The 23,974-nt window shown below is 62.8% G+C and carries 19 protein-coding genes and 3 pseudogenes; 14 read left to right on the top strand and 8 right to left on the bottom strand.

All coding sequences use genetic code 11. The features are described 5' to 3' along the window. Positions 1 to 249 precede the first annotated feature (249 nt). From J3489_RS24190 to J3489_RS37820, 3 genes and pseudogenes are all read left to right on the top strand, one after another. The gene (locus J3489_RS24190) at positions 250 to 990 is read left to right on the top strand and encodes a hypothetical protein (RefSeq protein WP_207002387.1); all 741 of its coding nucleotides are present in this window, start codon (positions 250 to 252) and stop codon (positions 988 to 990) included. A gap of 592 nt (positions 991 to 1,582) precedes the next feature. Beyond that, complete coding sequence (locus tag J3489_RS24195) at positions 1,583 to 1,855, top strand: DUF3734 domain-containing protein (RefSeq protein ID WP_207002389.1); 273 nt, start codon at positions 1,583 to 1,585, stop codon at positions 1,853 to 1,855. After that, positions 1,852 to 2,005: pseudogene (locus J3489_RS37820) on the top strand (acetoacetate decarboxylase); the annotation flags it as partial. The gene J3489_RS24195 and the pseudogene J3489_RS37820, both read left to right, overlap by 4 nt. A gap of 109 nt (positions 2,006 to 2,114) precedes the next feature. Here the strand turns inward: J3489_RS37820 and ydiK are convergent. Both ydiK and J3489_RS24205 read right to left on the bottom strand, forming a co-directional pair. Continuing rightward, on the bottom strand, positions 2,115 to 3,284 hold the full coding sequence (gene ydiK, locus J3489_RS24200) for an AI-2E family transporter YdiK (RefSeq protein WP_309491418.1): 1,170 nt from the start codon (positions 3,282 to 3,284) through the stop codon (positions 2,115 to 2,117). Next, a complete protein-coding gene (locus tag J3489_RS24205) occupies positions 3,281 to 4,030 on the bottom strand; it encodes a SulP family inorganic anion transporter (protein ID WP_207002391.1) in 750 nt (249 codons plus the stop codon). The genes ydiK and J3489_RS24205 overlap by 4 nt, the downstream gene beginning before the upstream one ends. 360 nt (positions 4,031 to 4,390) lie before the next feature. Here J3489_RS24205 and J3489_RS24210 point away from each other — a divergent pair, with 360 nt between their 5' ends. From J3489_RS24210 to J3489_RS24220, 3 genes are all read left to right on the top strand, one after another. After that, positions 4,391 to 4,996, top strand: a complete 606-nt coding sequence (locus J3489_RS24210) for a hypothetical protein (RefSeq protein WP_207002393.1) — start codon at positions 4,391 to 4,393, stop codon at positions 4,994 to 4,996. Between the two features lie 136 nt (positions 4,997 to 5,132). Then, the gene (locus tag J3489_RS24215; RefSeq protein WP_207002395.1) at positions 5,133 to 5,411 is read left to right on the top strand and encodes a hypothetical protein; all 279 of its coding nucleotides are present in this window, start codon (positions 5,133 to 5,135) and stop codon (positions 5,409 to 5,411) included. Positions 5,412 to 5,531: 120 nt separating this feature from the next. Continuing rightward, on the top strand, positions 5,532 to 6,293 hold the full coding sequence (locus J3489_RS24220) for a bestrophin-like domain (protein WP_207002397.1): 762 nt from the start codon (positions 5,532 to 5,534) through the stop codon (positions 6,291 to 6,293). Positions 6,294 to 6,505: 212 nt separating this feature from the next. On the opposite strand, the gene J3489_RS24225 is transcribed toward J3489_RS24220, so the two are convergent. The 6 genes and pseudogenes from J3489_RS24225 to J3489_RS38505 all read right to left on the bottom strand — a co-directional run bounded on the left by J3489_RS24225 (position 6,506) and on the right by J3489_RS38505 (position 14,424). Continuing rightward, positions 6,506 to 8,245: an ABC transporter ATP-binding protein/permease gene (locus tag J3489_RS24225; RefSeq protein ID WP_207002399.1), complete on the bottom strand. Its 1,740-nt coding sequence runs from the start codon at positions 8,243 to 8,245 to the stop codon at positions 6,506 to 6,508. Positions 8,246 to 8,533: 288 nt separating this feature from the next. Continuing rightward, positions 8,534 to 9,190 (bottom strand): annotated as a pseudogene (locus J3489_RS24230) (NADH-quinone oxidoreductase subunit N); the annotation flags it as partial. A 319-nt stretch (positions 9,191 to 9,509) separates the two neighbouring features. Continuing rightward, positions 9,510 to 10,250, bottom strand: a complete 741-nt coding sequence (locus tag J3489_RS24235) for an acetoacetate decarboxylase (RefSeq protein ID WP_207002401.1) — start codon at positions 10,248 to 10,250, stop codon at positions 9,510 to 9,512. Positions 10,251 to 10,275: 25 nt separating this feature from the next. Then, positions 10,276 to 11,004 (bottom strand): DUF3734 domain-containing protein, encoded by a 729-nt coding sequence (locus J3489_RS24240; RefSeq protein WP_207002403.1) that lies wholly within the window; start codon positions 11,002 to 11,004, stop codon positions 10,276 to 10,278. Positions 11,005 to 11,052: 48 nt separating this feature from the next. Then, positions 11,053 to 13,422 carry a hypothetical protein gene (locus tag J3489_RS24245; RefSeq protein WP_207002405.1) on the bottom strand — a complete coding sequence of 790 codons (2,370 nt, stop codon included), beginning with the start codon at positions 13,420 to 13,422 and terminating at the stop codon, positions 11,053 to 11,055. A gap of 484 nt (positions 13,423 to 13,906) precedes the next feature. Beyond that, a pseudogene (locus J3489_RS38505) lies at positions 13,907 to 14,424 on the bottom strand (LysR family transcriptional regulator). Between the two features lie 260 nt (positions 14,425 to 14,684). On the opposite strand from J3489_RS38505, the gene J3489_RS24255 reads away from it, so the two are divergent. The 8 genes from J3489_RS24255 (at position 14,685) to J3489_RS24290 (ending at position 23,972) form a co-directional block, all read left to right on the top strand. Beyond that, a complete protein-coding gene (locus tag J3489_RS24255) occupies positions 14,685 to 16,385 on the top strand; it encodes a 5-guanidino-2-oxopentanoate decarboxylase (protein WP_207002409.1) in 1,701 nt (566 codons plus the stop codon). Further along, positions 16,382 to 17,857, top strand: coding sequence for an aldehyde dehydrogenase family protein (locus J3489_RS24260; protein WP_207002411.1), 1,476 nt, complete (start codon positions 16,382 to 16,384; stop codon positions 17,855 to 17,857). The genes J3489_RS24255 and J3489_RS24260 overlap by 4 nt, the downstream gene beginning before the upstream one ends. Before the next feature lie 24 nt (positions 17,858 to 17,881). Continuing rightward, a complete protein-coding gene (gene speB / locus J3489_RS24265) occupies positions 17,882 to 18,853 on the top strand; it encodes an agmatinase (RefSeq protein ID WP_207002413.1) in 972 nt (323 codons plus the stop codon). Positions 18,854 to 19,125: 272 nt separating this feature from the next. Continuing rightward, positions 19,126 to 20,220, top strand: coding sequence for an ABC transporter substrate-binding protein (locus J3489_RS24270; RefSeq protein ID WP_207002416.1), 1,095 nt, complete (start codon positions 19,126 to 19,128; stop codon positions 20,218 to 20,220). Beyond that, entirely contained in the window at positions 20,217 to 21,146 is a 930-nt protein-coding gene (locus J3489_RS24275) for an ABC transporter permease (RefSeq protein WP_374193485.1), read from the top strand. The genes J3489_RS24270 and J3489_RS24275 overlap by 4 nt, the downstream gene beginning before the upstream one ends. After that, positions 21,143 to 22,012: an ABC transporter permease gene (locus J3489_RS24280; RefSeq protein WP_207002418.1), complete on the top strand. Its 870-nt coding sequence runs from the start codon at positions 21,143 to 21,145 to the stop codon at positions 22,010 to 22,012. The genes J3489_RS24275 and J3489_RS24280 overlap by 4 nt, the downstream gene beginning before the upstream one ends. Before the next feature lie 22 nt (positions 22,013 to 22,034). After that, positions 22,035 to 23,108 carry an ABC transporter ATP-binding protein gene (locus J3489_RS24285; protein ID WP_207002527.1) on the top strand — a complete coding sequence of 358 codons (1,074 nt, stop codon included), beginning with the start codon at positions 22,035 to 22,037 and terminating at the stop codon, positions 23,106 to 23,108. Positions 23,109 to 23,147: 39 nt separating this feature from the next. Beyond that, complete coding sequence (locus J3489_RS24290) at positions 23,148 to 23,972, top strand: transporter substrate-binding domain-containing protein (protein ID WP_207002420.1); 825 nt, start codon at positions 23,148 to 23,150, stop codon at positions 23,970 to 23,972. Positions 23,973 to 23,974: the final 2 nt, after the last annotated feature.

Below are 23,974 nucleotides of genomic sequence, written 5' to 3' on the forward strand. Positions count from 1 at the left end.
ATGTGGTATCTGGCGTGGTTCCGTCCGGGTTTGCCACTGGACGCCTGCGCCCCCCGCACGATTGCTTCAGAAAGGAACCAACTGCAAATGAGAAATAGATAGCCGCTTTGCGAGTGGCGAAATGTGCCGGTTAGCGCCGCGGCCCTGTTAAGCGCCATTCACGGACGGCTTGCGCATTGCGTATCGGCACGAGGCCCACCGGGAGGTGGCTGGAGCGCTTCCATTTCTCTATAGCTGCGAGGTGAAACCATGAGAATTAAATCGTTGTTAGGGATAGCAGTTGCTTCGGTGGCTTTTGCGCCATCGCTGCAATCCATTCCAGCATGGGCCGATGGTCCGAAGTCCGCTTATGACAACGGCGGGACGGACGCGTCGCTCGACCCCGGCGAAGAACGTATGACGGCCGACGAGGAAAACCGCGCACGTCAGCAAGAGCTGAGCAATGCCTACCACAATGGCTACGTCGCTCGGGCGAAGGAGGACGCCGAGACGTACGCTTCCTTGCGGGATCAGTTGAAGCATCCGCCGGCACAGGTCCAGTCGCACGATGCGCCGCCGCTCCCGCCCGGCATGCCGAACGACGAGGCCATGCAGGAGCCCGTCCCGCAGCCGCACGCCGCCCAGCGCGCATTGCCGGCCCCGCCCGGGTACCAGACGGTAGCGCAGCAGCCACGGTACGCGCCACCGCCGACGCGTTACCAGCCGACGCCCGCCTATGCGCAAGCGCCGGTCATCGACAACGGTCCGTGGGAGTATCAGCAGCCGGTGTACGTGCAACAGGCCTATGCAGCGCCCCCTCCACCGGCTGTCCAGTACGTTCCGGTCTATACGCAGGAGGGGGTGCAGGAATACCCGGTTCAGGCCGTGGTGCAGCCAGTCGTCGCCGTCGCCAGTCCCATGCCCTATCCGGTCTACCGGACGGGATACTGGCCACCAGGATTTCCCCGTCCGTACCGCGATGGGCCCATGATCTACCAGGTCTGGCAATAGCGGAGGGTGCGGGCCGGGGGGGCTCCAGGCCCGCGCCCGCCAGCCTGAGAACGCGGGGTCGCCCCGCAAACCCTGACTGCGGCACGAGCCGGGCTCGCAGGCGCAAATACTCCCTTTCCGAACTGGACCCTGCCGATTTCAGACGGTCAAGCTTTTCGATCTCGTCGGCGACGCTGAAACCAACGACCTGACGCAGCTCATCGCGAGCCCGCTTCTCCCACTCCTGCTTTCGCTTCGACCGATGAAGCAACATTCGTCTTTGCCAATCGAACGGCCGTTTACTGGTAGAACGGCCGCCCTCGACTTCACCGCAGTCTGCGAATGTTCGGCCGTTGCTGTTGTTCCTTACTGCGGGCTGTCATTCATTTCGGAAGCCGGCGACACCGCACCCGGGTTGACACCTTTGGCGACTACCATCAAACAGTGACAGTGGGCGGTGAAACCACCGTGGAAAGGATCGCGCCATGACTGCACACCTGATTGCCGATGTCGATGTGACAGACCCCGTTCTTTTTGAAGAGTACAAACGGGAAGTACCTGCTACTGAGACGCGCAGGGCGGAAAATATCTCGGACGCGGTAGTCCGATCCCGATGCCGAGCGGCTCGCGGCGGCTCGTGGCGGTCAGCGCGCGCGGGGAGGTCGTGCTCGTTCACTTCACCAATCACCACGACACGCGGTCGTCTGATTTCAAGGACTACGCGTTCTCGCGCTCGACCGTGGACGAGTTGTGGGAGGGCGGACTGAACGACGTGCGCCATGCGATTGCCACGCAAGCGTGGCGCAACGCGGTGGAGCTGGCGCAAGGCATCCGCGTCTGTGATTTCACCCCATCGAAACCTGCCCGAGAGGAGTCCCCACGATGACCGAATCCGAAGTGATCGAGCGTGCGTTCGCGATGCCGCTCACCAGCCCCGCGTCCGCCGGGTCCCTATCGTCTCATCGATCGCGAGTTTCTGATCATCACCTACCGGACCGACCCTGTCGTGCTCGCGAGCGTCATCTCCGCCCCGCTCGGATACCGCAAACGGTAACGCCGCGAGCGTTTTTGGCGCATTCGGCGAACGCGCCCGAAGAAAGCAGGCAGTACCGGTATACGAGCCATGAGAGGTACCGGCATGCAAGTCATTCGTGTGCCACATTGTCCGCCGTTGGTGCGTCGTTGCCGGGCGCGGCAGCATCCGACTCGGCGGCGGACGGTTTGGCCGTGCCGATCCACGCCAGAAGCAGGTGATAAGTGACTGCGAGAATTACGGGGCCAATGAAGAGTCCGACCACGCCGAGAGAAAGCAGGCCGCCCAGCACGCCAAAGAGAATGAGCACCATGGGCAGCTCGACCGCGCGCCGTATGAGCAATGGACGCAGGATGCTGTCGAGCATGGTGACCCCGATCGACCAGATGAGCAGCAGGATTGCGGTGAGTCGCGAGCCGTTGACGAAGAGCCACGCCACGCAGCCAAGAAGCGGCAACAACGGACCGATCTGAACCAGACAGACGACTAGCAGAAGCGCGGCCAGGATGCCGGCAAACGGGACGCCGGCCACCCAGACGCCCAGCGCGCCGAGCGACGCCTGAATGACGGCCGTCACGACAACGCCGAGCGCAATCGCACGAACCGACTGCGCGGCAAGAAGGACGATTTCCGCTCCGTTGTGGGGCGCCACGCGCTCGGCGACGCGGGTCACCAGCCGCGCTGCGATTTCGCCCTTTGCGTACAGCAGACCGCACACGATCAGCATGAGCAGCAGGTATAGCGCGAACACGCCCAGCTGGCTTGCGCGCGCAAGCAGCCAGCGCGCAGCGATTGTTAGGTACGGTTCGACCTCGGCGAGTACGCCGCCAGGCCCCGCATCCGAGAGGGATTGCCACTCGTGCGCAATGCGTGCGCCCACCACGGGCACGCTGGCGAGCCATTGAGGAGGAGACGGCAGCGCATAGTCCGGGAGGCCTTTGAGGAAACCGGTGATTTCCGCGGCATGACTGGCGAGTGTGGAGACGGCGGAATAAATCGGCACCACGATCACCACGATCTGCACCAGCAACATGAGCACTACCGCGGGTGCGCGCCGTCCATGAAGGCGGCGTTGCAACGCGACGAAGCCAGGCCACGTGGCGACGACGATCATGGTGCCCCAGATGAGCGCGGGAACGAACGGATGCAGAACGTAGAGCGTGCCTCCAATGAGCAGCAATAGCGAGCCCGCTCCGAGCACGATGCGGGGAAGGTCGGCGGTGGCACGCACGCCTGAATGTTCGGGCGGGTGCGGGTCGGCACCAGATCGGTTGTCGTTCACGTACGTGTCTCCGTGGGTGGGACGGCACCTGCTTGAGTTCGGTCGCGTTCCTCGCGAATGGCCCGAATGGCTTCGCGCAATGTAGCGAAGTGCAGCCACGCTTCGTCGAATTCACGCAGACCTCGCGACTTCAACCATTCGTGCGTTTGCATGCGCCGGCCCGCGAACTCGAGCGAGATGACGCTCGGTACCGTGAAAGCCTGCCACCCCAGGCACGATGTCCAGCACATCCCACGAAGGGCGCGCGATTCCCGCGGCGTGCACCCAGCCCAGCAATTCGCCCAGTTGGCCAAGCACGTTGTAAAGGCAATGCCGTTCATTGAACCTGCGAGAGTCGGGCTTGAGATGAAGCTCGCGGCAATGCACATGAGACCGAAAATGAAAGCGAGCGTCATCGGCAGCGCGAGATATTGCGCGGAAACTGGCGCCGCGCGCGGCGCCAGTGCTGCGGCTAGGAGCGTGCAGCTAACCGCGTCGGGCACAACGATCAGTTGGCGCGACGTGCGGAACACCGCGTAGGCGACAACCGGCAGAATGCTCGAGTAGAGGCCAACGGCCGGAGTGAATCCGGCGAGCTGCGCATAGGCGAGGCCAACCGGCAGTGCGACGGCCGCCGCCGAAAGGCCCGCAACCGCGTCGTGGTGCAGGTCCTCGCGCCGATGGCCGAGCAACGCGCGAAGGCCCGGCGCGACGCGCGCAAGGCGCGCCAGTGCTGCGGACGTCGTCTGGTCGAATACCTTCTTCAAGGTCTACTTAGCCTCTCGCAGACGCGACCTGCCCGATTGTGCTCCCGGCTTCCGCACCAGGACAGCAAGCCGCGCTTTGCGCGCGGAAATTGCCAAGTCCACGGCGACACGACGAGAAAACCGGGACATGGTCGAGTTTCCAGATTATCACTATGAAAGCGCGGCACCATCGGACCTTGGTCCTATGCCTCGTCCTATGCGGCACGCGCCGTCGTGCCAATCTTTTCGCTGCGTCGTCGCCGGGCTGTATCCGTAGCGCAACCATGTCGGCCCGGCCGGTATAGGACCTAAGTCCAATACCGTTGCGAGAGTGCTCGCCCTAAGCTCAGGCTTGTCATGCGCGCGCACGAGGAGGCGCCAATGGCAAATCCGACTCGACGTTTTGCTGCTGGGCTGACCGCGATTGCTGCATTGTGTTCAGCCGGCGTCTATCCTTCCGTTGTGCCGGCGCAGGAATCGCGAGCTGCAAGCGGTCCTTCGGCCTACGAACTGGGGGCCGTGGTCGAAACCACCGCGCGCGTGGTGCATATCGACGCTGCGACGAATACCGTTTCGCTCAAGGGGCCGCGCGGGAACATCGTGGACGTGCAGGTCGACCCCGCCGTGGCAGACGTCGGGCGGTTAGCGCGAGGGGACCGTGTTCACATCTCGTATCGCGGAGCACTTCTGATATCGGCGGAGAAAACCGCATCGGGCGGTATTCGCTCGCGTGTTGAGACACAGGCGGTTGCGCCTGCGTCCGGTGGCCAGGTCCAGGTGGCTCACCATGTCGTCGTGGTAGCAACCGTACAAACGATCGATCTGAAGAAGCGGCAAGTTACGTTACGCGGACCCCAGCGAACGGTGACGATAGACGTGTCCAGCGACGTGCCGCTCGAGAAGCTTCGCGTGGGCGACAGCATTCGCGCGGAATACACGAGTGCGGTCGCCGTGCAGGTTACGCGGGTTGGTACTGCCATGCAGTGAACACGCTTGTATCAGATTACGATCTGGGTGAAAGGTTGGACCACGGAACCTTGCCAGGCGCGGCACCGCACAAGGCCACCGCCATATGTCGCGCGAGAATTACGAAAACACCACGACGCAGTTCAAAAACTAGGTTGTGCTTGTCATCGGCGGCGCAGCGGTGGCGTCGGCCAATACGCAAGCGGCCGCCGCAAATGCCTACAACGCTGGCTATGCCGCCGGCGTGACGGCCGCCCCGCCCGCGCTTGCCCCGATCAGTTCGAACTTTGCGATGGGCGCGATCTATGCGACGCTGCCCGCCGGCTGTATCAAGCCCGACGTTCAGGTTGGCACCTACTACTTGTGCGGCAATAAATGGTTTAAGCCCTCCTATGGCGCGATCGGCGTTTACTACCGGGCGGTGTCCGCACCTTGACGGATGCGGCACGAGGACGCGAGGAGCGATGACAGGCTGGGCAACACCGGCGCGAGCAAAGCGGCGGCTTGGGTGTTAGGCAAATCACTCGCTGCACGTGCAGGGACGGAGGATTGAACGATGCACCATCTGAGCGTCGCGTTGATTGTATTTGCGTGTGTCTTTTGCAGCGCATTGGTCGGTTTGTATTTGCGCACCCTGCTGCCGGAGCACCATCTGAGTGACGACTCGATCGGTGTCGCCAAACTGGTAATCGGCCTGATTGCCACGATGGCCGCGCTTGTGCTTGGCTTGCTGATCTCGTCGGCCAAGAGCTCATTCGATACCGTGAACGCAGAAGTGACACACGACGCCGCCGACGTCATCCTGCTCGATCGCGTGCTCGCCCAGTATGGGCCGGAAACGCAGGAGATTCGAGGCTTGCTGAAGCATTTCGTCGCCAATGGGATCCAGCAGATCGCGTCAGGCGACCCGGCGCAACTGGCAACGATGCACAGCCCCGAGGCGCTCAAGCGCGGGGAATATCTCGAGCGCAAGCTAGTGGAACTGTCGCCGCAGAACGACTTGCAGCGGCGGCTGCAGGCACGCGCGATCGACCTGGCCGACACGGCGGTGGCCGTGCGCGAGCTTGGACTCCTGCAAGCCTCGGGCTCGACTCCGACGCCGCTGTTGATCACCCTCGTGTTGTGGCTGTGCATTATCTTCGGCGCGTTTGGCCTGTTCACCCCCCCGAATGCAACGGTCATCATCGCGTTGTTTCTAGGCGCGTTATCCACGTCAGTCGCCATCTTCCTAATCCTGGAAATGAATACGCCGCTCAACGGCTTGGTTACGATCTCGCTGTCTCCAATGCGCGAGGCGCTCGCCGTTCTCGGCCAATAGCGACGAGAGGCGCAGGACAAAGGTCCCGGAGGAAAACCACGAACAACGTCCCCATTCGAAAGCGAAGCAGTCGCACCAATGTCCATGCGGCAGTCTTGCCGAATCACGCCTCCTGGCCGAACTTCGCCATCCCGATGTGTCATCCCGATGTGTCATCCCGATGTGTCATCCCGATTGCAGCGGCAATTAGCTGAGGTAACGCCCGAATACGGTCAGGTCGCTCCCCCCCGCTTGATATCGAGCGTCTCCTCGTGGAACTGCACAAGGGACTTGCGCTGCGCCACGCTGACGATCGCTCCTTTGTGCAGTCGTTCTGCGAGCAGGTGATACAGATGCGCTTCAGTTTCGCTGTCAAGCGCACTCGTTGCCTCGTCGAGGAACACATAGTCGGGCTTGTGCAGCAGCACACGCGCAACCGCCAGCCGCTGCTGCTCTCCCGGGGAAAGGATGCGCCACCAGGGATCCGATTCCTGAAGGCGGTCTGCAAAGCCTTCAAGCCGGCACGCACGCAGTACCTCGCGGCACTCGTCGTCGCTAAAGGTGTTGGCCTTCGCGGGATAGGCAAGTGCGGCCTTAAAGGTGCCTGCCGGCAAATAGCTCTGCTGGGGGATGAACATCATGCGCGCGCCCACTGGTGCATCGATCAAGCCGTTGCCGAACGGCCAGAGACCCGCGAGCGCACGTAAAAACGTGCTTTTCCCTGAGCCCGACGTCCCGCGGACAAGCCACCGTGAACCAGGCTTTACTGCGATGTCACGCACATTTGCAAGCGCTTTGCCATCTGGCAACGCAAGCGAGAGGTTGCGCGTGACGAGCTGGTTCTCATCCACATAGTGCAGGTTGATACCGCCATGCTCGGTGGCCGGCGAGACTGACTCCTTCAGATGGGATTGCTGCATGACGCGCTCGAACTCGCTCAGACGGTTTGCTGTCGCACGCCACTCGACGAGCGTATCGTAATTGTTGATGAACCACGAGAGTGATTCGCTAACCGAACTGAATGCGTCGGTGATCTGCATCAGCGTGCCGAAACTTACCGCGCCTGCGAAATAGCGCGGCGACGCAACGATGATCGGAAAGATGTCGGCGACCTGCGCATAAAAGTTGAGCACGAAGCTGTAGCGCCTCGTATACTTCATGAAGCGCCACCAGTTTTCACGAATGCGGGCGAAAAGGTCGTTGGCATTCGATTCCTCGGTTTGCATGCCTTCATAAAACGCAATCTCCTCGGCGTTTTCGCGCAAACGGATCAAGCCGAACCGAAAATCTGCCTCGACGCGCTGCAACTGGTAGTTGATCGACACGAGCGGGTGACCAATCCTGTTAGTCACGAGCGCGCCGACAATCGCATAGACGATAGCTGCCCAAAGCATGTAGCCCGGTATCTGAACGGATGAAGAGCCGACCATGACAGTCAAAGCGCCCGCCGTGCTCCACAGGACGATGGAGAACCAGACGAACGTCTCGACCGTCGACAGCAGATCGAGCGTGAGAGAAAGGGTTGTGGTCGCGAACAGGCTGAGGTCAGCGGCGATACGCTGGTCTGGATTGTCGGCAAGCCGATCGCGCTCGACTCGATAGAAGATGCCGCCGTCCAGCCATCTGTGAAGATAGCGCCGTGTCAGCCACTGGCGCCATTGAAAGCCAAGCATCTGGCGCAGATAGCGGTTGTACACGGAGATGGTGATGAACGCGAATGCGAGTACCGCAAAAATCAGCACAAGTTGCGGAAATTCGCGTACGTTCTTGCTTTCCAGTGCGTCGTAGAAATCGCGGCTCCATGTGTTCAGGCGGGCGTTGATGCCTACCATCAACAGGTCCATTGTGACGATTGCCGTCAGCAGTCCCCACGCGGTGCCGCGTTCCTCGGAGACCCAATACGGCTTGATCAGACTCCATGCTGAGACATGGTCGAGTTGCCCAGTTGCAAGGCCGGATGGTGTATTGGTCATGAGCTTACCCTTAACGCAAAGCGATCGCGGATCGAGCAAAGCAGTAATTTCCGATACAGTCTGCGCCCAGGACTGCGTCACTCACCACCTGCATTCGGCTTTTCGCGGGGCGCAACGGCTCAGACCCATTTGGGCCATTCAGCGTTGGACTGCGAACGTCTGGAGTTCGGTGCCTGTGACACGCCGACGAGCGCCAACAGCAGGATGAATCAGCCTGCCACCGACATCAGCGCGGCAGTGTGTTCGCTATAGCCTGCAGGCAGACCGTCATCAGCGGACCCGGAACGACGCCGCGACCTTCGGGCCGCCGCCAACGAAAAGGGTCATCGCCGTGGGCGCGCCGTGATAGACGTCGGGCACCCACATATGGAACGGCACGGCGCCCATCTTGAACGCAACACCTGCAACGATGAAGATCACGCCAAATAGCAGCAAGGCATCGTTGATACGGCCCGAAGCCACCGCCTTCAGTACCTCGTTCAGTTCGAGCGAGCCCGTCGCGCCGTACAGCATGGAGATGCCGTACAGCAGGAAACCCGTGGCCAGTGCACCAAGCACGTAGTACTTCATCGCCGCTTCGCTCGATTGCGCGGCGTCGCGGCGCAACGCGATCATTGCGTACAGCGACAGAGACATCAGTTCGAGACCGAGGTACAGCATCAGGAAGTGGTTGCCCGAGATCATGATCAACTGGCCGAGCAGCGAGAACATGCCGAGCAGGAACACGTCGTCGCGGAACAGGTCGCGATCTTCGAGGTATCTGCGCGAATAGACGAGCGAGACAGCGAAGCCAAGCGACACGACCGCCTTCATCACACTGGCGAATGAATCGATCACGATCATCCGCGAGAAGAAATAGTACTGGTGCGAATCGAATGATTGGAACGCGAACCACACGCCCGCCGCGGTCGACGACAGGAGAGCGGCGAGGTAAGTAGTACGACGGATTGTTGCTTCGGAGCGGGACGACGGATGATGGGTGAGACTGATGGCCCTGCACACAGCCTTGAGAAGGGCTCCATCATCGAACGACTTGCACAAATAGATTGCAGCGTCGGCTTCGAGTGCCAGTTCGCTAACGCGGGTCTCATCGTGTGCCGAGATAAGAGCACGCGAATCGGCCTGCCCCTCAGAGCGCCGTTGCACCTCGACGAAGTTCGTCGCAGGAATGAAGGCGCCGGGCTTTATGGCAAGTGCCGCGCAAAAGTGGAGACTGCCGGACGTCACGGTGCCATTTTGATCCTAGGGAGCATCGCGATTCCTCTCACTCAGCGAGATAGTCATGGACGACGGTACCCAACCCGAGCGTCAGGTCGGTCAGGATATGCACGCCCGACATCACTTTGAGCACCGGCAGCTCTGCGACCGGCGCGAGCGCATGATGGAACAGCTCGAGCGCGGCCGGCCCCTCCCAGGCTCCCTTCACGGTAACGTCTTCGCAGAAGTACCGCACCAATTCGCAGATGCGAGTAGTGCCGTCCACATGCGGAATGATCTTGAGTAGGAAGTTCGGCGCCGACAGCGAGGCCAGAATCTTGTCGTGCGCAAGTGCCCTGTGCTTATAACCCATCGTCGCGACCGCAATCGGGACCGGCCCGTACCTCAGGACGCCACCGATCGTGTCTTGCTCGACGCGCAGCTCTGGCGATGCGAGCTTCTTCGGAAATCCCCAGATTTCACGCCCCCCGGCAATCGGGGATCCGTCGTCGAGATACATCGCGTGCACATAGCCGCCGCGTTCGCCGCGGAAGTTAACCGGGATTACCTGGCCGCTTTCCGTGTAGTTGCCGAACCCGGTTGAATTTGGCATCCGAATGAACTCGAATTTGACGACTGGATCGGTCATCTCCAGCGGAGCGGGAATCACCGCAGCCAGCGCGTCGGGATCGGTCTGATAGGTGACGATCAGGAACTCCCGATCGACGAAACGATAGGGACCTGGCGGAAATGCTGGACTGGTGAGCGGCATTGCGAAGGCGCGCTCTTTTACGTCTGCTTCTGTCATGTGCGGTGCTCCTGTTGTTTGGCCACTAACGGGTAAGGTCATAGATGCGGATGCCATTGCCAAGGTCCTTTGCCTCCTTCCACTCCGGACTGTCGATAGACCGACGCGCGTCTTCGAGCCCGCCCTCCCACAATTCCGTCACGGTGGCTCTGGAGAACTCGTAGTCCTTGAAATTGGCGGAGCGCGTATTGTGGCGATTAATGAAGTGCACGAGTGCGACGGCACCGCGGGTGCTTATCGTGGTGAGCCGCTGCACGTCCGGATCCTCTAAGAGCGCTTTGGGTAGCTTGTCGAGCAGGCGACGCAGTGAGCTGCGAAGCTCTTCGATCTCCTTGATGCGCGTCGTGTCGAAACGCGTTTTGCTTGCATACTGAATGTCCTTCACGCGCTCCTGCACCTGGTTCAGATTCTGCGGCAGGTCGCCGGCGCCGCTGAAGAAATTCAACATCGGCCGCATCGGGTCCATGTACGCCGGCGGAATGAACGGCGTCTGGGCCGATACACGCTCCCAGAAATCACGCAAGCGCGCCACGCGGCGCTCCGGCGGGTTGCCCGCGATCAACGCTGCATTGATCGCGCCAATCGATACGCCTGAAATCCAGTCGGGCGCCACGCCGGCATCAGCGAGACCGGCATAGATACCAGCTTGGTACGCCCCCAAAGCACCGCCCCCTTGCAAGACGAGAACGGTGTGGTCGAACTTGCCCCAGGTCGTCGTTATCCTGGACGGTTGCGCCTCGCGTTTGTTTGCCATGGTGATTTCCGGGGATTAGAAGACGCAATGGGCGCGCGATGCGGACCACTATCGGCGAAAGCCGCCGCCACCACCGCCCCCTCGTTGGACGTAGCGTTGGCTCCCGGCTGCGTCTCGCTGCCGATTCTGCATTTGCTGGTTCAGGTCACCGGGGGAGAACTGTCCGCTGGTCCTGTTAAATCCGCCCGCAGGACTTTGGGGTGAGCCGCCGCCCGGCGTGTTCGCAGCGGATGGTGTCCGGCGCTGCTGTTGATAGCCTTGTGCTTTTTGCTGAGCGGCGGCGGAATTGGCGGTCTGGGTCCCGGCGGAACGCTGCTGCTGAGCGCTCTGTGCCGTCTGTTGCGCCGTCTGTGGCGTGGGCTTGTTGACAGGCGACCACGAGCCATTGTCGTATTTTTGCCAGCTGCCGTTGGTGTTCTTATAGACGTTCCCGTCACGGCCCGCGTACATGTCGCCGCTCGCGGTTTTACCCGCCGCCGCACGGCCGTTGGCGCTCGTGCCGGCAACGGCCTTGCCCCCTGCGGAGTTCTGATACGTACCGACCGAACCCTTGGCCGTGGTCGAATGCTGGGTCGCCGCCCACTGGTTGCCCTTCGTGACAACCGAACTTCCCCATTGGCCGTAAGCGTTCGAGCCTTGGCGCGTAGCAGCATAGGCGCCGGTGTATGGGTTGTAGGCTTGCGCGACACTTGCGCTGCCGTATCGCCCGGAAGCCGTCGCGCCGCGTGCGTAGGTGCCGGTGGACGGGTTGTACGACGTGCCCCACTGAGCGCTCCCGTTCGGTCCGTAAGCGACCCCTCTCACGGCGCTCGCTCCCGTATAGGGGTTGTAGGCGCGATAGCCATAGGGCGCCGGACGGGGGTAGTAAACCGGGTAAGGTCCGCGACCCACGCCAACGTAGGGCGGGTAGTAGTACCCGTTGCCTTGCGCGATGATCGCGCCGACTGCTGCGCCTGCGATGAAGACGCCGAGATACCCCGCTGTGTAGCTTGCCTGTACCGCGCCGGTCGGGGTCGCGTATTGCGTGACATAGGTCACGTTATAGACGGGCGAACTCGGCGGAATTGTATAAATGACTTGGGGTACGGAGATACTGGTTTGCCACGGCCCGGTTGGCGACGAAGAATCGAACCACACACCCTGAGAGCAAACGTAGTAGTGATTTTGCACTTTGATGACTTTGTTAGGCGTGTTCACCGCGTATGCGAGCGTTGTGCCTTGAATCGGCTGGAACTGAGGCTCGCCGCTGTACGAAACTTTGACCGCGGCCGCCGCCGCGGCGGGGTTGACCTCCACCGTCGTCGGGATCTGCGCGAGCAGCACCGCATCGTTGGCTTCTGGCGTCCCCGGCACGGAACTCAAGACCCGGGCGGCCGCGCTATCGTGCGGAATCTTCGCGAAATCAGGCGGCAACTGGTTCGTCGCGAACGTCCACGGCCCGGTGGGTCCGGGCGCGGAAAACCAGCGACCGGCGCTCAAGTAGTAGTACGTGCTGGTCCGTGAATAGACGAACACATCGCTATCGGTATTTTTCGCGAAGACCAGTTGGGTGCCGGGAATCGTTGCATAAACAGGCTTTCCGTCAAAGACAATCAGTTCTGCGGGCGTATTGCTGAAGAACACGCCGGGCGCTTTGACCCGCTGTCCTTTGGGCGGGGGGATATAGGGCTTCAAGTCTGCCCAGGTGGGATCGGCAGGCACCTTTGACATCTTGGCAGGAAGCGTCTGCGCTTGCGCCCAGCCGCTTTTCAGGTCGGTCGACGTCATCCATGACTGCCCGGTGAACAAGTAGTACTGGTGGCCGGCGCTATCGACGAACAGCGGCCAGCTGGCGTTGACAACAAACGCGAGGTCGGAATTCTGAATCGGCGCGAGCACCGGCTCACCGTCCACAAACAGCAGGATCGCCGGCCCGAAACTCGCAAAGATCGCCGGCGGGTCGTTCTTGACGGCTGCAACCGGCGGAGTGTTCTTTTTCTCCACGCTCGCGACCAGGCGGTCGACCGATATGGTCAGCGAAGCCTGCGGATTGAGAAATTTGCGCACGAGCTGATCCAGCTTTTTGGCCGTTGCCGGATCCGTGTCTGGAAAAGTCGTGCCGGTAATTTGCGGATTGCTCAAGAGCACGTTACGGCTGTCGACGTCAACATCCGTGTGCATCTGCAGCGTGATAGTGCCTACCTGCGGCTTACCGCCGCGCGGGGTCACGCTTATCGCCATGCGACCGGTGACTTCCTTGAATTCCTTCCATTCGTCGATCTGCGGTTGGTAGTAGACGAGCGTAGCGTCGTCTCTTGTGATCTCTCGCGGCCAACCGGGGTCTTGAGCCGCAGCAGGGCCCGGAAGCGCTGCCGATAGCACCAGCGCAAGCGCCAAAGCCCGTGTCGACGCGCAGATCAGCATTCCCGGTGTGGCCATGTCTTGCTCCTCGCCAGCGTCGTGGCCTGCCTGCAGCGCACTCGAACGTGGGTATGCAGTCGGAATCGCTGATTACGCGGCGCAGGTCGCTTCGCAACGGCTCGTCACCCGTCGAATGCGGGGAGGCCCTCTCCAACTTTTGGTCGGCCGCCCGTCGCTCGACTCAACTCTTGGAATCTAGGTCAGGCGCAGCGCTCGGGCAATTGGACTTTGGTCTCATCCACCCGGATGCAAAACGGCTTTTTCCTCGCACGAAAGATGCAACACAATAGAAGCTGCGTGAGCGGCGGGAGTGTTGCATCGACCGGTTGAATCCGCAGGGTGCTACTGCCATTCATACCACGCAGCCGGCCGGCTCATCGGCTATTGCCGACGTTCACGTGTCTGCGCTCGTGAGGCAGCTACAGGTCGCTTTTCAACCTTCCCTGTCGCTGCGAGCTTGTTCGCTGCGTCCTGCGCGCTCTCGGCCTCAGTCGTGGTCGTTTCAACTACGGGCGGTTCCCGTCGTCACGCCTCCCATGACCCCGATCCACTCGCGAAACAGGTTCACCTTGTGCTGGTGCGCGAGGCAATCCGGGTAGACGAAGTAATAGCGGGCGCCCGTGGTCAGCACGATGTCGAACGGCATCGCGAGGCGCTTCGACGCAACATCCTCACTCACGAGCGAGCAGTCGCTGATCGCGACGCCGAATCCCTGCGCCGCCGCGTTCGTCGCAAGGTCGAGCGTTTCAAGACTCTGCCCGAGGTCGGCATCGATCTCGGGTGCCTCGGCATGGGCGAGCCACATCTTCCAGTCGCGAGCTGTTCGCCTTCCATCGTCAGCACGAGCCCCTTCGCGTGCCGCGTGAACAGCGGAAAACCGTAGTACTCCTCAAGCGCCTGGATCTGGCGGCTCACCGCTCCCTGCGTCACACAGAGATGATCGGCCGCGCGGGTGAAACTGCGGTGGCGCGCGACCGTTTCGAAGATTTGCAGTGCGTTCAGCGGCGGCAGACGGCGCATGGTTGTTCCCTTGCTGCATCTGGAAAAGTCACAACGGCGGGTGTGCTCCCCGGCCGGACGGCTTCATATCATTTATACACGGAATAGAGATTCACGATACGTCTGACGGTATTGCTCTCCTGATTGCGGCCATGAGCAAAGAACATGATGAGCATGCAAATTCATCGGTTGTCGTGCATGCGCCATGGAACAAGAATGGGCCAACACGCAAACTCCGGAGACAGGCATGCACCGGCAATCGATCAACGCACAGACGTCTCATGAACTCCCCTGAAACCGCCTCCATCTTCGGCCACGCGGGAGGGCACCGCCAGCCCCGACCGGCCACCACGCAGACCTGCGGCGAAGCACTCGTGAGGCTGCTCGAACACTACGGCGTCGAACTGGTGTTCGGCATTCCCGGCGTCCATACCGTCGAGCTGTATCGTGGGCTCGCGGCGTCGACGCTGCGCCACGTCACACCACGCCACGAGCAAGGCGCGGGCTTCATGGCCGACGGCTACGCGCGCGTTACCGGCAAACCCGGCGTGTGCTTCGTTATCACCGGGCCGGGCATGACGAATATTGCAACCGCGATGGCGCAGGCTTACGCAGATTCGATCCCGATGCTCGTGATTTCCAGTGTCAACGCCACGCACCAACTCGGCAACGGTGCTGGCCGCCTGCACGAACTGCCGTCGCAGCACGGCGTGTTCGCAGGGCTCACCGCGTTCTCCCAAACGCTGCTGAATGCGGACGAACTGCCCCAGGTGCTGGCCCGCGCTTTTGCGGTTTTCGCGAGCGAGCGGCCGCGACCGGTTCACATCGAAATTCCGCTCGACGTGATCGTTGCGCCCGCTCGCGGCACGACATCGGGCGCGGCGGTGCTTCCCGCGAAGCCCGCCGGCGCACCGGCCACGCTCGAGGAGGCCGCCGGCTTGCTCGCTAGCGCGCGGCGCCCGCTCCTCCTGGCCGGTGGCGGGACTATTGAGGCCGCCCCCGAATTGCGCGCGCTGGCCGAACGTTTGCAGGCGCCGGTAGCGCTGACGATCAATGCGAAGGGACTGATGCCGCGCGGTCATGCGCTGTCGATCGGCTCGACCCAGTCGCTTCCCGCGACGCGCACATTGGTGTGCGAAGCCGACGTGGTGCTCGCGGTCGGCACCGAACTCGGCGAGACCGACTACGACGTGATGTTCGACGGCGGGTTCGCGATCGACGGCAAGCTTGTCCGGATCGACATAGACGCCCAGCAGGTCATGCGCAATTTCCCGCCCGATGTGGCGATCGCGGCCGACGCGAAGCTCGCGCTTGCCGCGCTCGACGCCAGGCTCGCGGCACACCCGCTGCCGCCGCGCGATGCCGGCTGGGGCGCGCCGCGCGTGCGCGCCGTGCGCGCAGCGGTCAATGCCAGTTACGACGGGCCGATTCGCTCGCAGGCCGCGCTCCTCGATACCGTGTTGGACGCACTGCCCGATGCGGTCATCGTGGGCGATTCGACGCGCCCGGTCTACGCCGGCAATTTCTCTTTCGAGGCGGCCGCGCCTAGGTCGTGGTTCAACTCGTCCACGGGCTACGGCACGCTGGGCTATGGGTTGCCGGCCGCGATCGGCGCCCGGCTTGCGACCGGCAACCGGCCCGTGATCTGCCTGACCGGCGACGGCGGCCTGCAGTTCACGCTGCCCGAACTGGCGAGCGCTGTCGAAGCCGCCGTGCCGGTGATCGTGCTGCTGTGGAATAACCGAGGCTATGCCGAAATCAAAAAGTACATGGTCGAGCGCGATATCGAGCCGATCGGCGTCGACATATACGCCCCGGATTTCCTCGCGCTTGCGCGCGGCTTCGGCTGCTGCGCCGCAACGGCCGAAACACCGGCCCTGCTCGCGAACGAACTGAAGCATGCCGCAGCTCGCCATGTGCCCACGCTGATCGAAATCGACGAACAGAAGTGGTTCAGCAATGTATCGGGAGGGCAGGCATGAACGCGCCGAACGACACGCAGTTCGTCACGCAGCACTATATCGACGGCCGCTGGGTCGACGGTGCAATGGGCGGGACGATTGCCGTGGTCAACCCGGCTACCGGGGCCCACCTGACCGACGTGGCCGCAGGCACCGCGCACGACGTCGAACTTGCGGTGGCCAGCGCGGCCCGCGCGTTCCGTGCGTGGCGGAAAACGACCGGCGCCGAGCGCGCACGCTACCTGCATGCGATCGCCACAGCAGTCGAGGCGCGGCGCAAGCGTCTCGCGATACTGCAATCGCTGAACAATGGCAAGTCGCAGCAAGAGGCGCACATGGACGTCGACGACGTGATCGCGACGTTCCGCTATTACGCCCAACTGGCCGAGCGGCCGGACGACGCGACTGGCGAAGAGGTCAGCATTCCCAGCACCGAGCACCGTGCGCGAATTTGCCGCGAGCCGTGCGGCGTGGCCGCGCTGATCGTACCGTGGAATTTCCCCATGGTGACGACGGCGTGGAAGCTCGCCCCGGCGCTCGCGGCCGGCTGCACGGTCGTGCTCAAGCCGTCCGAAATCACGCCGCTGCCGGAGCTCGAACTGGCGTCGGCCATCGCATCGGTCAGCTTGCCGACCGGCGTTTTCAACGTAGTGACGGGTACCGGTGCCGACGTGGGCGCACCGCTCGTCGCGCATCAGGGGGTCGCGAAAGTGTCCTTTACCGGCAGCACGGGTGTCGGCCAGACGGTGATGAAGACTGCCGCCGACACGTTAAAGGGTGTGAGTCTCGAACTCGGGGGGAAGTCGTCGATCCTGGTATTCGATGATGCGGACCTCGAACTGGCGGTCGAGCTGGTCGCGACGGGCGGCTTCTTCAACAGCGGCCAGATGTGCTCCGCGACGAGCCGGGTGCTGGTTGCGCGCGAACTCGCGCCCGCGTTGCTGGCGAGGCTTGTCGAGCGCGCGGAGCGGATCGTCGTCGGCGACCCGTTTGCGCCAGGCGTGCAGATGGGGCCGCTCGTGAACCGTGCCCAATTCGAGCGGGTCCGCGGTTATATCGAACAGGGTATTGCCGACGGTGCACGGATCGTAACCGGCGGCGGCCGGCCAGCGGAAGTGCCGGAGCACGGGTTTTTCATCGCACCGACGATTTTTGCCGACGTGCCGCCGACGAGCGCGTTGTGGCGCGACGAGATTTTCGGCCCGGTCCTGTGCGTGCGCGTGTTCGACACCGAACAGGAAGCCGTTGCGCTCGCCAACGACAGCGAGTACGGGCTGGTGGCGACCATCGTCACCGCCGATGAGGCACGCGGCGAACGGGTCGCTCGCGCGCTGGAGGCCGGCGTGGTGTGGGTCAACACGCCCCAACTGATCTATCCGCAGACCTCGTGGGGTGGGTACAAGCGCAGCAGCATCGGGCGCGAACTGGGCCCGTTCGGGCTTGCCGCGTTCCAGGAAATCAAGCAGGTACTGACGCGTCGTCAGGCCAATTAGCCAGTCTACTTAAAAGGATTTGCGATGACGCACGATAACCAATCCGACAACCCTTTCAACCAGCCGCTCGGCGGCAATCGGATGCCGCGCTTCGCGGGCCCGGCGACGATGATGCGCCTGCCGAGCGCGACGTCGGCGCAGGGGCTCGATGCGTGTTTCGTCGGCGTACCGCTTGACACCGGCACCTCGAACCGGTCAGGCGCGCGGTTCGGGCCGCGCGCGATCCGAGCCGAATCGTGCCTGCTGCGCCCTTACAACATGGCGACCCGCGCGGCGCCGTACGACAGCATGCAAGTGGCCGACATCGGCGACGTCGCGATCAACACGTTCAATCTGCAGAAGAGCATGGACATCGTCACCGAAGCGTATGACGAAATCCTCGGGCATGGCTGCGTGCCCCTGACGATGGGCGGCGACCATACGATCGTGCTACCGATCCTGCGCGCGATGAAGAAGAAATATGGCCCGGTTGGCGTGGTCCATATCGACGCGCATGCGGACGTGAACGACACGATGTTCGGCGAGAAGATCGCGCACGGCACGCCATTTCGGCGCGCGATCGAAGAAGGGCTGATCGACGGCAACCGCGTCGTGCAGATCGGCCTGCGCGGCACCGGCTATACGGCAGAGGACTTCGACTGGTCGAGATCGCACGGCATACGTGTCGTGCAGGCGGAGGAGTGCTGGTACAAGTCCGTCGCGCCGATCATGGACGAGGTCCGCGGGAAACTTGGCGACGGCCCGGTATATCTGAGCTTCGACATCGACGGCCTGGACCCGAGTTTCGCACCCGGCACGGGCACGCCGGAAATCGGCGGCCTGACGATCTGGCAGGCGCTTGAAATCATCCGCGGCTGCCGTGGCCTGGATATCGCGGGCTGCGACCTGGTGGAGATCTCGCCGCCGTACGACCCGTCCGGCAATACGGCGCTGGTCGGCGCGAATCTGTTGTATGAAATGTTGTGCGTGCTGCCCAAGGTTGAATACCGGACGTAAATGTTTGGATCCGGGGGCGCGGCAGACCGTGCCCCCGGGCTCCGCTTCGCTCCGTACTGGCTACGGCCCGCGCCATGCACACTTCACATGCCGCTACCTTTAACAACAAGAAACCGGCAGGCCCGCCTATGCACTCCCGTCATGGCACGCATGCCGATATTTCGCTTGTGACGTGATTTTTGCAAACCTAGAGTGAGCTCATACGCGACGCAATACAAGCACTCATCCGGCGTATAGATCGGAAACCTAACTGAATCACCATGGAGACGGCGATGAGAAATTTTAGTTCGGGACGGCGGCAAGCCTTCAAGACGATCGGTGCGGCGCTCGCGGCGTCCGCGCTACCGATGCCGTTCGTGAATTTGAAGGCGCAGGAACACAATTTCGCCGGCAAGACGCTGCGCCTGTTGACCTGGTCGGACGATACGGGCACTGCAGCGCTGCACAATATCGCCGCGACATTCATGGCCAAGACAGGCGCGAAAGTGATTGCCGATCGCGCGGACGGCACCTCCGGGATGGTCGCCAAGGTGAAGGCCACCGGCGAGCGCCCCACCTACGACGTGATCACGCTCGCAGGCGTGGGCGCCGCGGGTCTCGGCGATGCGGGTCTGCTCGTCAAGCCCGATCTCGACAAGCTGCCGAACCTGAAGGACGTGGCGCCGCAATATCGCACAGGCGCCAACGGTTTCGGCGTCGGCTATCTGTTGTGGTCCGACGGCCTGATCTACAGCACGTCGACCGTCAAGACGCCGCCCTCGTCGTACGAAGCGCTGTGGGACCCCAAGTATGCAGGCCGCCTGTTCCTGCCGCCGCCCGAGTTTGCCGAAGCAGTCGATCTGGCGATCATCGCCGCCAAGATGTCGGGCGGCTCGCAGCAGAACATCGATCCCGGCTTCAAGAAGCTGATGGACTTGAAGGACCGTGTGCTGACGCTCGGCGAGAATCCGAATCAGGTGGCCGACCTGTTCCGCACGGGTTCACTCGATATCGGCGGCATCTATTCGCCGGCGTTCTTTCCCGATCAGATCCGCAAACCCGAATACAAGATGGGCGTGACGTATGGCATGAAGGAAGGTTTCGCCACGCAGTTGTTGTTCACCGTGATTCCGAAGTCGCACCCGGGCGACAGCGATCTGATCCATGCGTTCATCAACCATTCGCTCGATGCGGGCGTGCAAGGCCGCATGGCGGCCGACGTGCTGAACGGCCCGGTGAATTCGAAGGCGGTGATTCCGGCCGAAGGGCGCGCGTATGTGCCGAGTCCGCAGCAGATCGCGGAAAGGGCGTTCCTGCATGACGACAAGGCGCTTGCCGTGGTGCAGCCCGATTGGATCAAGCGCTACACCGAGATCTTCTCAGCATGACCACCATGTCCGGACTCTCTTCGCACCGGGCCGAACCGGGGGCGCCGGACGAACCGGTTGCCCCCGCATCGGGTGCCGCGCTCGCCAAGGCTCGGCCGTGGCTGCTGCTCGCGCCGATCCTTGCGTTTCTCACGGTGCTCGCCGCCGCGTCGCTCGTCGTCCTGCGCATGAGCTTCGGCACGAGCGGCGACGAATGGCACAGTTTCACGCTGCAGAACTACGCAAACCTCGCCGATTCGTACTTCTTGAACGCGCTGTGGCTCACGCTGCGGCTCGCGTTTCAGAGCATGGTGTGCGCGGTGCTGCTGGCGATCCCGGTCGCGCTGGCGATGGCGCGCACCGAGTCGCGGCTGGCGCGGCGCCTGCTGCTTGCGGGCGTGCTGTTGCCGCTGCTCGTCAATTTGCTGCTGCAGGGCTATGGCTGGCTAGTGATTCTCGGGCCTGCGGGCTTGCTCAATCACGCATTGCTCGCAAGCGGTGTGATCCAGCGTCCGATCCAATGGCTCTATCGCGAGCATGGTGTGCTGCTTGGCCTGATCCAGACAGCGTTTCCGCTTGCGGTACTGCCGTTGTCGAGCGCGATGCGCGCCGTGTCGCGCTCGTACGAAGAAGCCGCGGCAACGCTCGGCGCGACGCGCCGGCAAACGCTGCGTCACGTGATGTTGCCGCTCGCGATGCCCGGGCTTGTCTCCGGCGCCCTGCTCGTCTTCGCCTACAACGCGAGTGCGTTCGCGGTGCCGCTGCTGCTCGGCGGCCGGCGCGTGCCGATGCTCGCCGTGCTGGTGCACGACCAGGTCGCACCGCTGTTGAACTGGCCGGCGGCCTCCGCATCCGGCGTGGTGCTGATGGCCGCTACGCTCGTCGTCATGGCGATCTCGCAGCGCCTCGTGCACCGTACGCAACGTATCAAGGAGCCGTCCGCATGAGCACCCCAGGCAATTCGCTTCGTCTGCGCACCCTGCGCCTGCCCACGACGATGCCGGGCCAGCTCGGCAAGCCTGCGGCGCTGCTTGCCGCGATCGTCCTGTTCCTCGCCGCGCTGCCGATCCTGACGATGATCACGATGTCGTTCAGCGCGTCGGATACGCTGCAATTTCCACCGCCCGGCTACAGCCTGCAGTGGTATCGCGCAGCGTGGCATACCTTTGTCTCACCCGATGCAAGCGACGCGCTGTCGATGGGCAGCGCGCTGACCACGAGCCTGATCGTCGCGGTATCGACGATGGTCGTCGCAACGCTCGTTTCTGTGCCGGCCGCCTATGCGTTGAGCCGTTACCGCTTTCGCGGCAAATCGGCGGTCGAGCAGCTCGTTGCGCTGCCGCTCGTTTATCCGCTCGTGATGCTCGGGCTGTCGCTGCTGCTGGTGTTCAACGTGCTGCCCGTCGAACTCGGTGTGTTCCGGCTCATCATCGCGCACGTGATTCTTGTGCTGCCGTTCACGGTGAAGAACTGTGCCGCGTCGGTGGCGTCGATCGGTCCGGAGTTCGAGGAAGCGGCGTGCGTGATGGGCGCTAGCCCGCGCCGAGCGCTGACCGACGTCGTGTTGCCGCTGATGCGCCCCGGCATCCTCGCCGGCATGCTGTTCGCGTTCATCATCTCGTTCAACGAATTCACGGTGACTTTCTTTCTCTACGGCATCAACACAATGACGCTGCCGATATGGCTCTACAGCCGCACCGTGTCGTCGCTTGACCCGACCGTGTTTTCGTTCGCGGTCTTCATTGTCGCCATCGACTTCGCACTGATCTGGCTGCTTGAAAAGCTGATTGGCGATGAAGGCGTCGCACTCTAGGCGGGCAGCCCAAGGAACCCTCATGACTCATCTGACACTTCAGGCCGTGACCAAGCGCTTTAACACCGCCTATGCCGTCGACCACGTCGACCTGAGCGTCCCGGACGGCAAGCTGGTCTGCTTTCTCGGTCCGTCCGGCTGCGGCAAGACGACGCTGCTGCGAATGATCGCGGGGCTGGAAACGCCGAGTTCCGGCAGCGTGACGTTTGCCGGCCGCGATATTACCCGCCTGCCGGCGAACCGGCGCGACTTCGGCATGGTGTTCCAGTCGCTCGCGCTGTTTCCGCATATGACGGTGGCGGAGAATATCGCCTATCCACTGCGGCTGCGCAAAACGGACAAGGCTGCGCAGTCACGCCGCGTCACTGAACTGCTCGAACTGATCCAGTTGCCGCACATGGCGAACCGGCCGGTCACGCAGCTATCCGGCGGACAGCGCCAGCGTGTGGCGATTGCCCGTGCTATTGCGTCGTCGCCGAAACTGCTGCTGCTCGACGAACCGCTGTCGGCGCTCGACGCCAAGCTGCGCGAAACGATGCAGGTGGAAATCCGCCTGCTGCAACAGCGCCTGGGCATCACGACAATCATGGTCACGCACGACCAGCGCGAAGCGATGACGATGGCCGACGAAATCGTCGTGATGGAAAAAGGCCGGATAGCGCAGGTCGGCAAGCCGCTCGACATCTACCGCGAGCCGGTCAGCGAGTTCGTCGCAGACTTCATCGGCCTCGGCAACATCGTGCCGGTGACGTACGACGGACAAGGCGGTGTGAGTCTGCCGGGCGGCCAGCAGATCATCGTCACGCAGCCGGCGCGTGTGCCGCAGTCGACGACGGATATCCGGCTGTTGATCCGTCCCGAAGACGTCTGCGTGAAGCCCGCCTCCAGCGGCGCCGGCCCGAACCGTCTGAGCGGGACGATCACCTTCATCCGCGACGTAGGCGCGTCGCTCGAAGCGACGATCGACTGCGCCGGCTTCACGCTAACCGCCGCGACGACGCCACGCGAGACGCCGGGCCTGATGCTCGGGATGCCGGTGCTGGCCGAACTGCCGCCACAGGCCTGCAAACTGATCGCGGCGCACGCGGCTCACTGAATTCAATCCGACACCGACGTTTTCGACAGAGGAACAACCATGTTCACCCCTCCCTCCTTCTCACTGCGCGCCCAGCGGATCTTCGCCACGTTCGCCGCGGTGCTGGCGTTTGCCGGCGTGGCCGCGCTGTCCGCGTTTTCCCAGTCCGCCCATGCCGATGCACTGGATTCGGTCGCCAAGTCCGGCGTGGTCCGGATCGGCGTATTCGAGGACTATCCGCCGTTTGGCTCGATCGGACCGGACATGAAGCCGAAGGGCTACGACATCGACGTCGCCAACCTGATCGGCAAGGCCCTGAACGCGAAGGTCGAACTCGTCCAGGTGACAGGCGACAACCGCATGGCGTATCTCGCGGACCACAAGGTGGACATGCTGCTCTCCGTCGGCGAGACACCGGAGCGCGCGAAGGTGATCGACTTCTCGCAGCCGTATGCTCCGTACTACCTCGCAGTGTTCGGCCCGAAGGCGCTGGTCGTGAAGAATGCGAACGACCTCGCCGGCAAGACGATTTCGGTCGCCCGCGGGACGCTCGAAGATCTGAGCGTCACCAAGATCGCGCCGCCGAGCGCCACGATCAAGCGTTTCGACGATCCGAACGGTGCGATTTCCGCATTCCTCTCCGGACAGGCCCAGTTGATGGTGGTCGGCAACGACGTCGGTGCGACGATCCTTGCGCGTCAGCCGGCGAACGATCCGGAGCAGAAGTTCGCGCTGTTCAGCTCACCGGATCACGTTGGCCTGAACAAGAATGAGCCGCGCCTGAAGCAGAAAGTCGATGAGACGATTGCCCGCGCCCGCAAGGACGGTACGCTGAGCGCGATTTCGCAGAAGTGGCTGCGCGCGCCGCTGCCGGCCAATCTCTGACG

Origin of the sequence: Trinickia mobilis (assembly GCF_017315705.1) — a bacterium.
GTDB classification, from domain to species: Bacteria; Pseudomonadota; Gammaproteobacteria; order Burkholderiales; family Burkholderiaceae; genus Trinickia_A; species Trinickia_A mobilis.

Bases quoted from the DNA above. Each gene is read 5' to 3' on its own strand.
- J3489_RS24190 (WP_207002387.1), top strand. From the start codon at position 250: ATGAGAATTAAATCGTTGTTAGGGATAGCAGTTGCTTCGGTGGCTTTT.
- J3489_RS24195 (WP_207002389.1), top strand. From the start codon at position 1,583: ATGCCGAGCGGCTCGCGGCGGCTCGTGGCGGTCAGCGCGCGCGGGGAG.
- J3489_RS24210 (WP_207002393.1), top strand. From the start codon at position 4,391: ATGGCAAATCCGACTCGACGTTTTGCTGCTGGGCTGACCGCGATTGCT.
- J3489_RS24220 (WP_207002397.1), top strand. From the start codon at position 5,532: ATGCACCATCTGAGCGTCGCGTTGATTGTATTTGCGTGTGTCTTTTGC.
- J3489_RS24225 (WP_207002399.1), bottom strand. From the start codon at position 8,245: ATGACCAATACACCATCCGGCCTTGCAACTGGGCAACTCGACCATGTC.
- J3489_RS24235 (WP_207002401.1), bottom strand. From the start codon at position 10,250: ATGACAGAAGCAGACGTAAAAGAGCGCGCCTTCGCAATGCCGCTCACC.
- J3489_RS24240 (WP_207002403.1), bottom strand. From the start codon at position 11,004: ATGGCAAACAAACGCGAGGCGCAACCGTCCAGGATAACGACGACCTGG.
- J3489_RS24245 (WP_207002405.1), bottom strand. From the start codon at position 13,422: ATGGCCACACCGGGAATGCTGATCTGCGCGTCGACACGGGCTTTGGCG.
- J3489_RS24255 (WP_207002409.1), top strand. From the start codon at position 14,685: ATGAACTCCCCTGAAACCGCCTCCATCTTCGGCCACGCGGGAGGGCAC.
- J3489_RS24260 (WP_207002411.1), top strand. From the start codon at position 16,382: ATGAACGCGCCGAACGACACGCAGTTCGTCACGCAGCACTATATCGAC.
- speB (WP_207002413.1), top strand. From the start codon at position 17,882: ATGACGCACGATAACCAATCCGACAACCCTTTCAACCAGCCGCTCGGC.
- J3489_RS24270 (WP_207002416.1), top strand. From the start codon at position 19,126: ATGAGAAATTTTAGTTCGGGACGGCGGCAAGCCTTCAAGACGATCGGT.
- J3489_RS24275 (WP_374193485.1), top strand. From the start codon at position 20,217: ATGACCACCATGTCCGGACTCTCTTCGCACCGGGCCGAACCGGGGGCG.
- J3489_RS24280 (WP_207002418.1), top strand. From the start codon at position 21,143: ATGAGCACCCCAGGCAATTCGCTTCGTCTGCGCACCCTGCGCCTGCCC.
- J3489_RS24285 (WP_207002527.1), top strand. From the start codon at position 22,035: ATGACTCATCTGACACTTCAGGCCGTGACCAAGCGCTTTAACACCGCC.
- J3489_RS24290 (WP_207002420.1), top strand. From the start codon at position 23,148: ATGTTCACCCCTCCCTCCTTCTCACTGCGCGCCCAGCGGATCTTCGCC.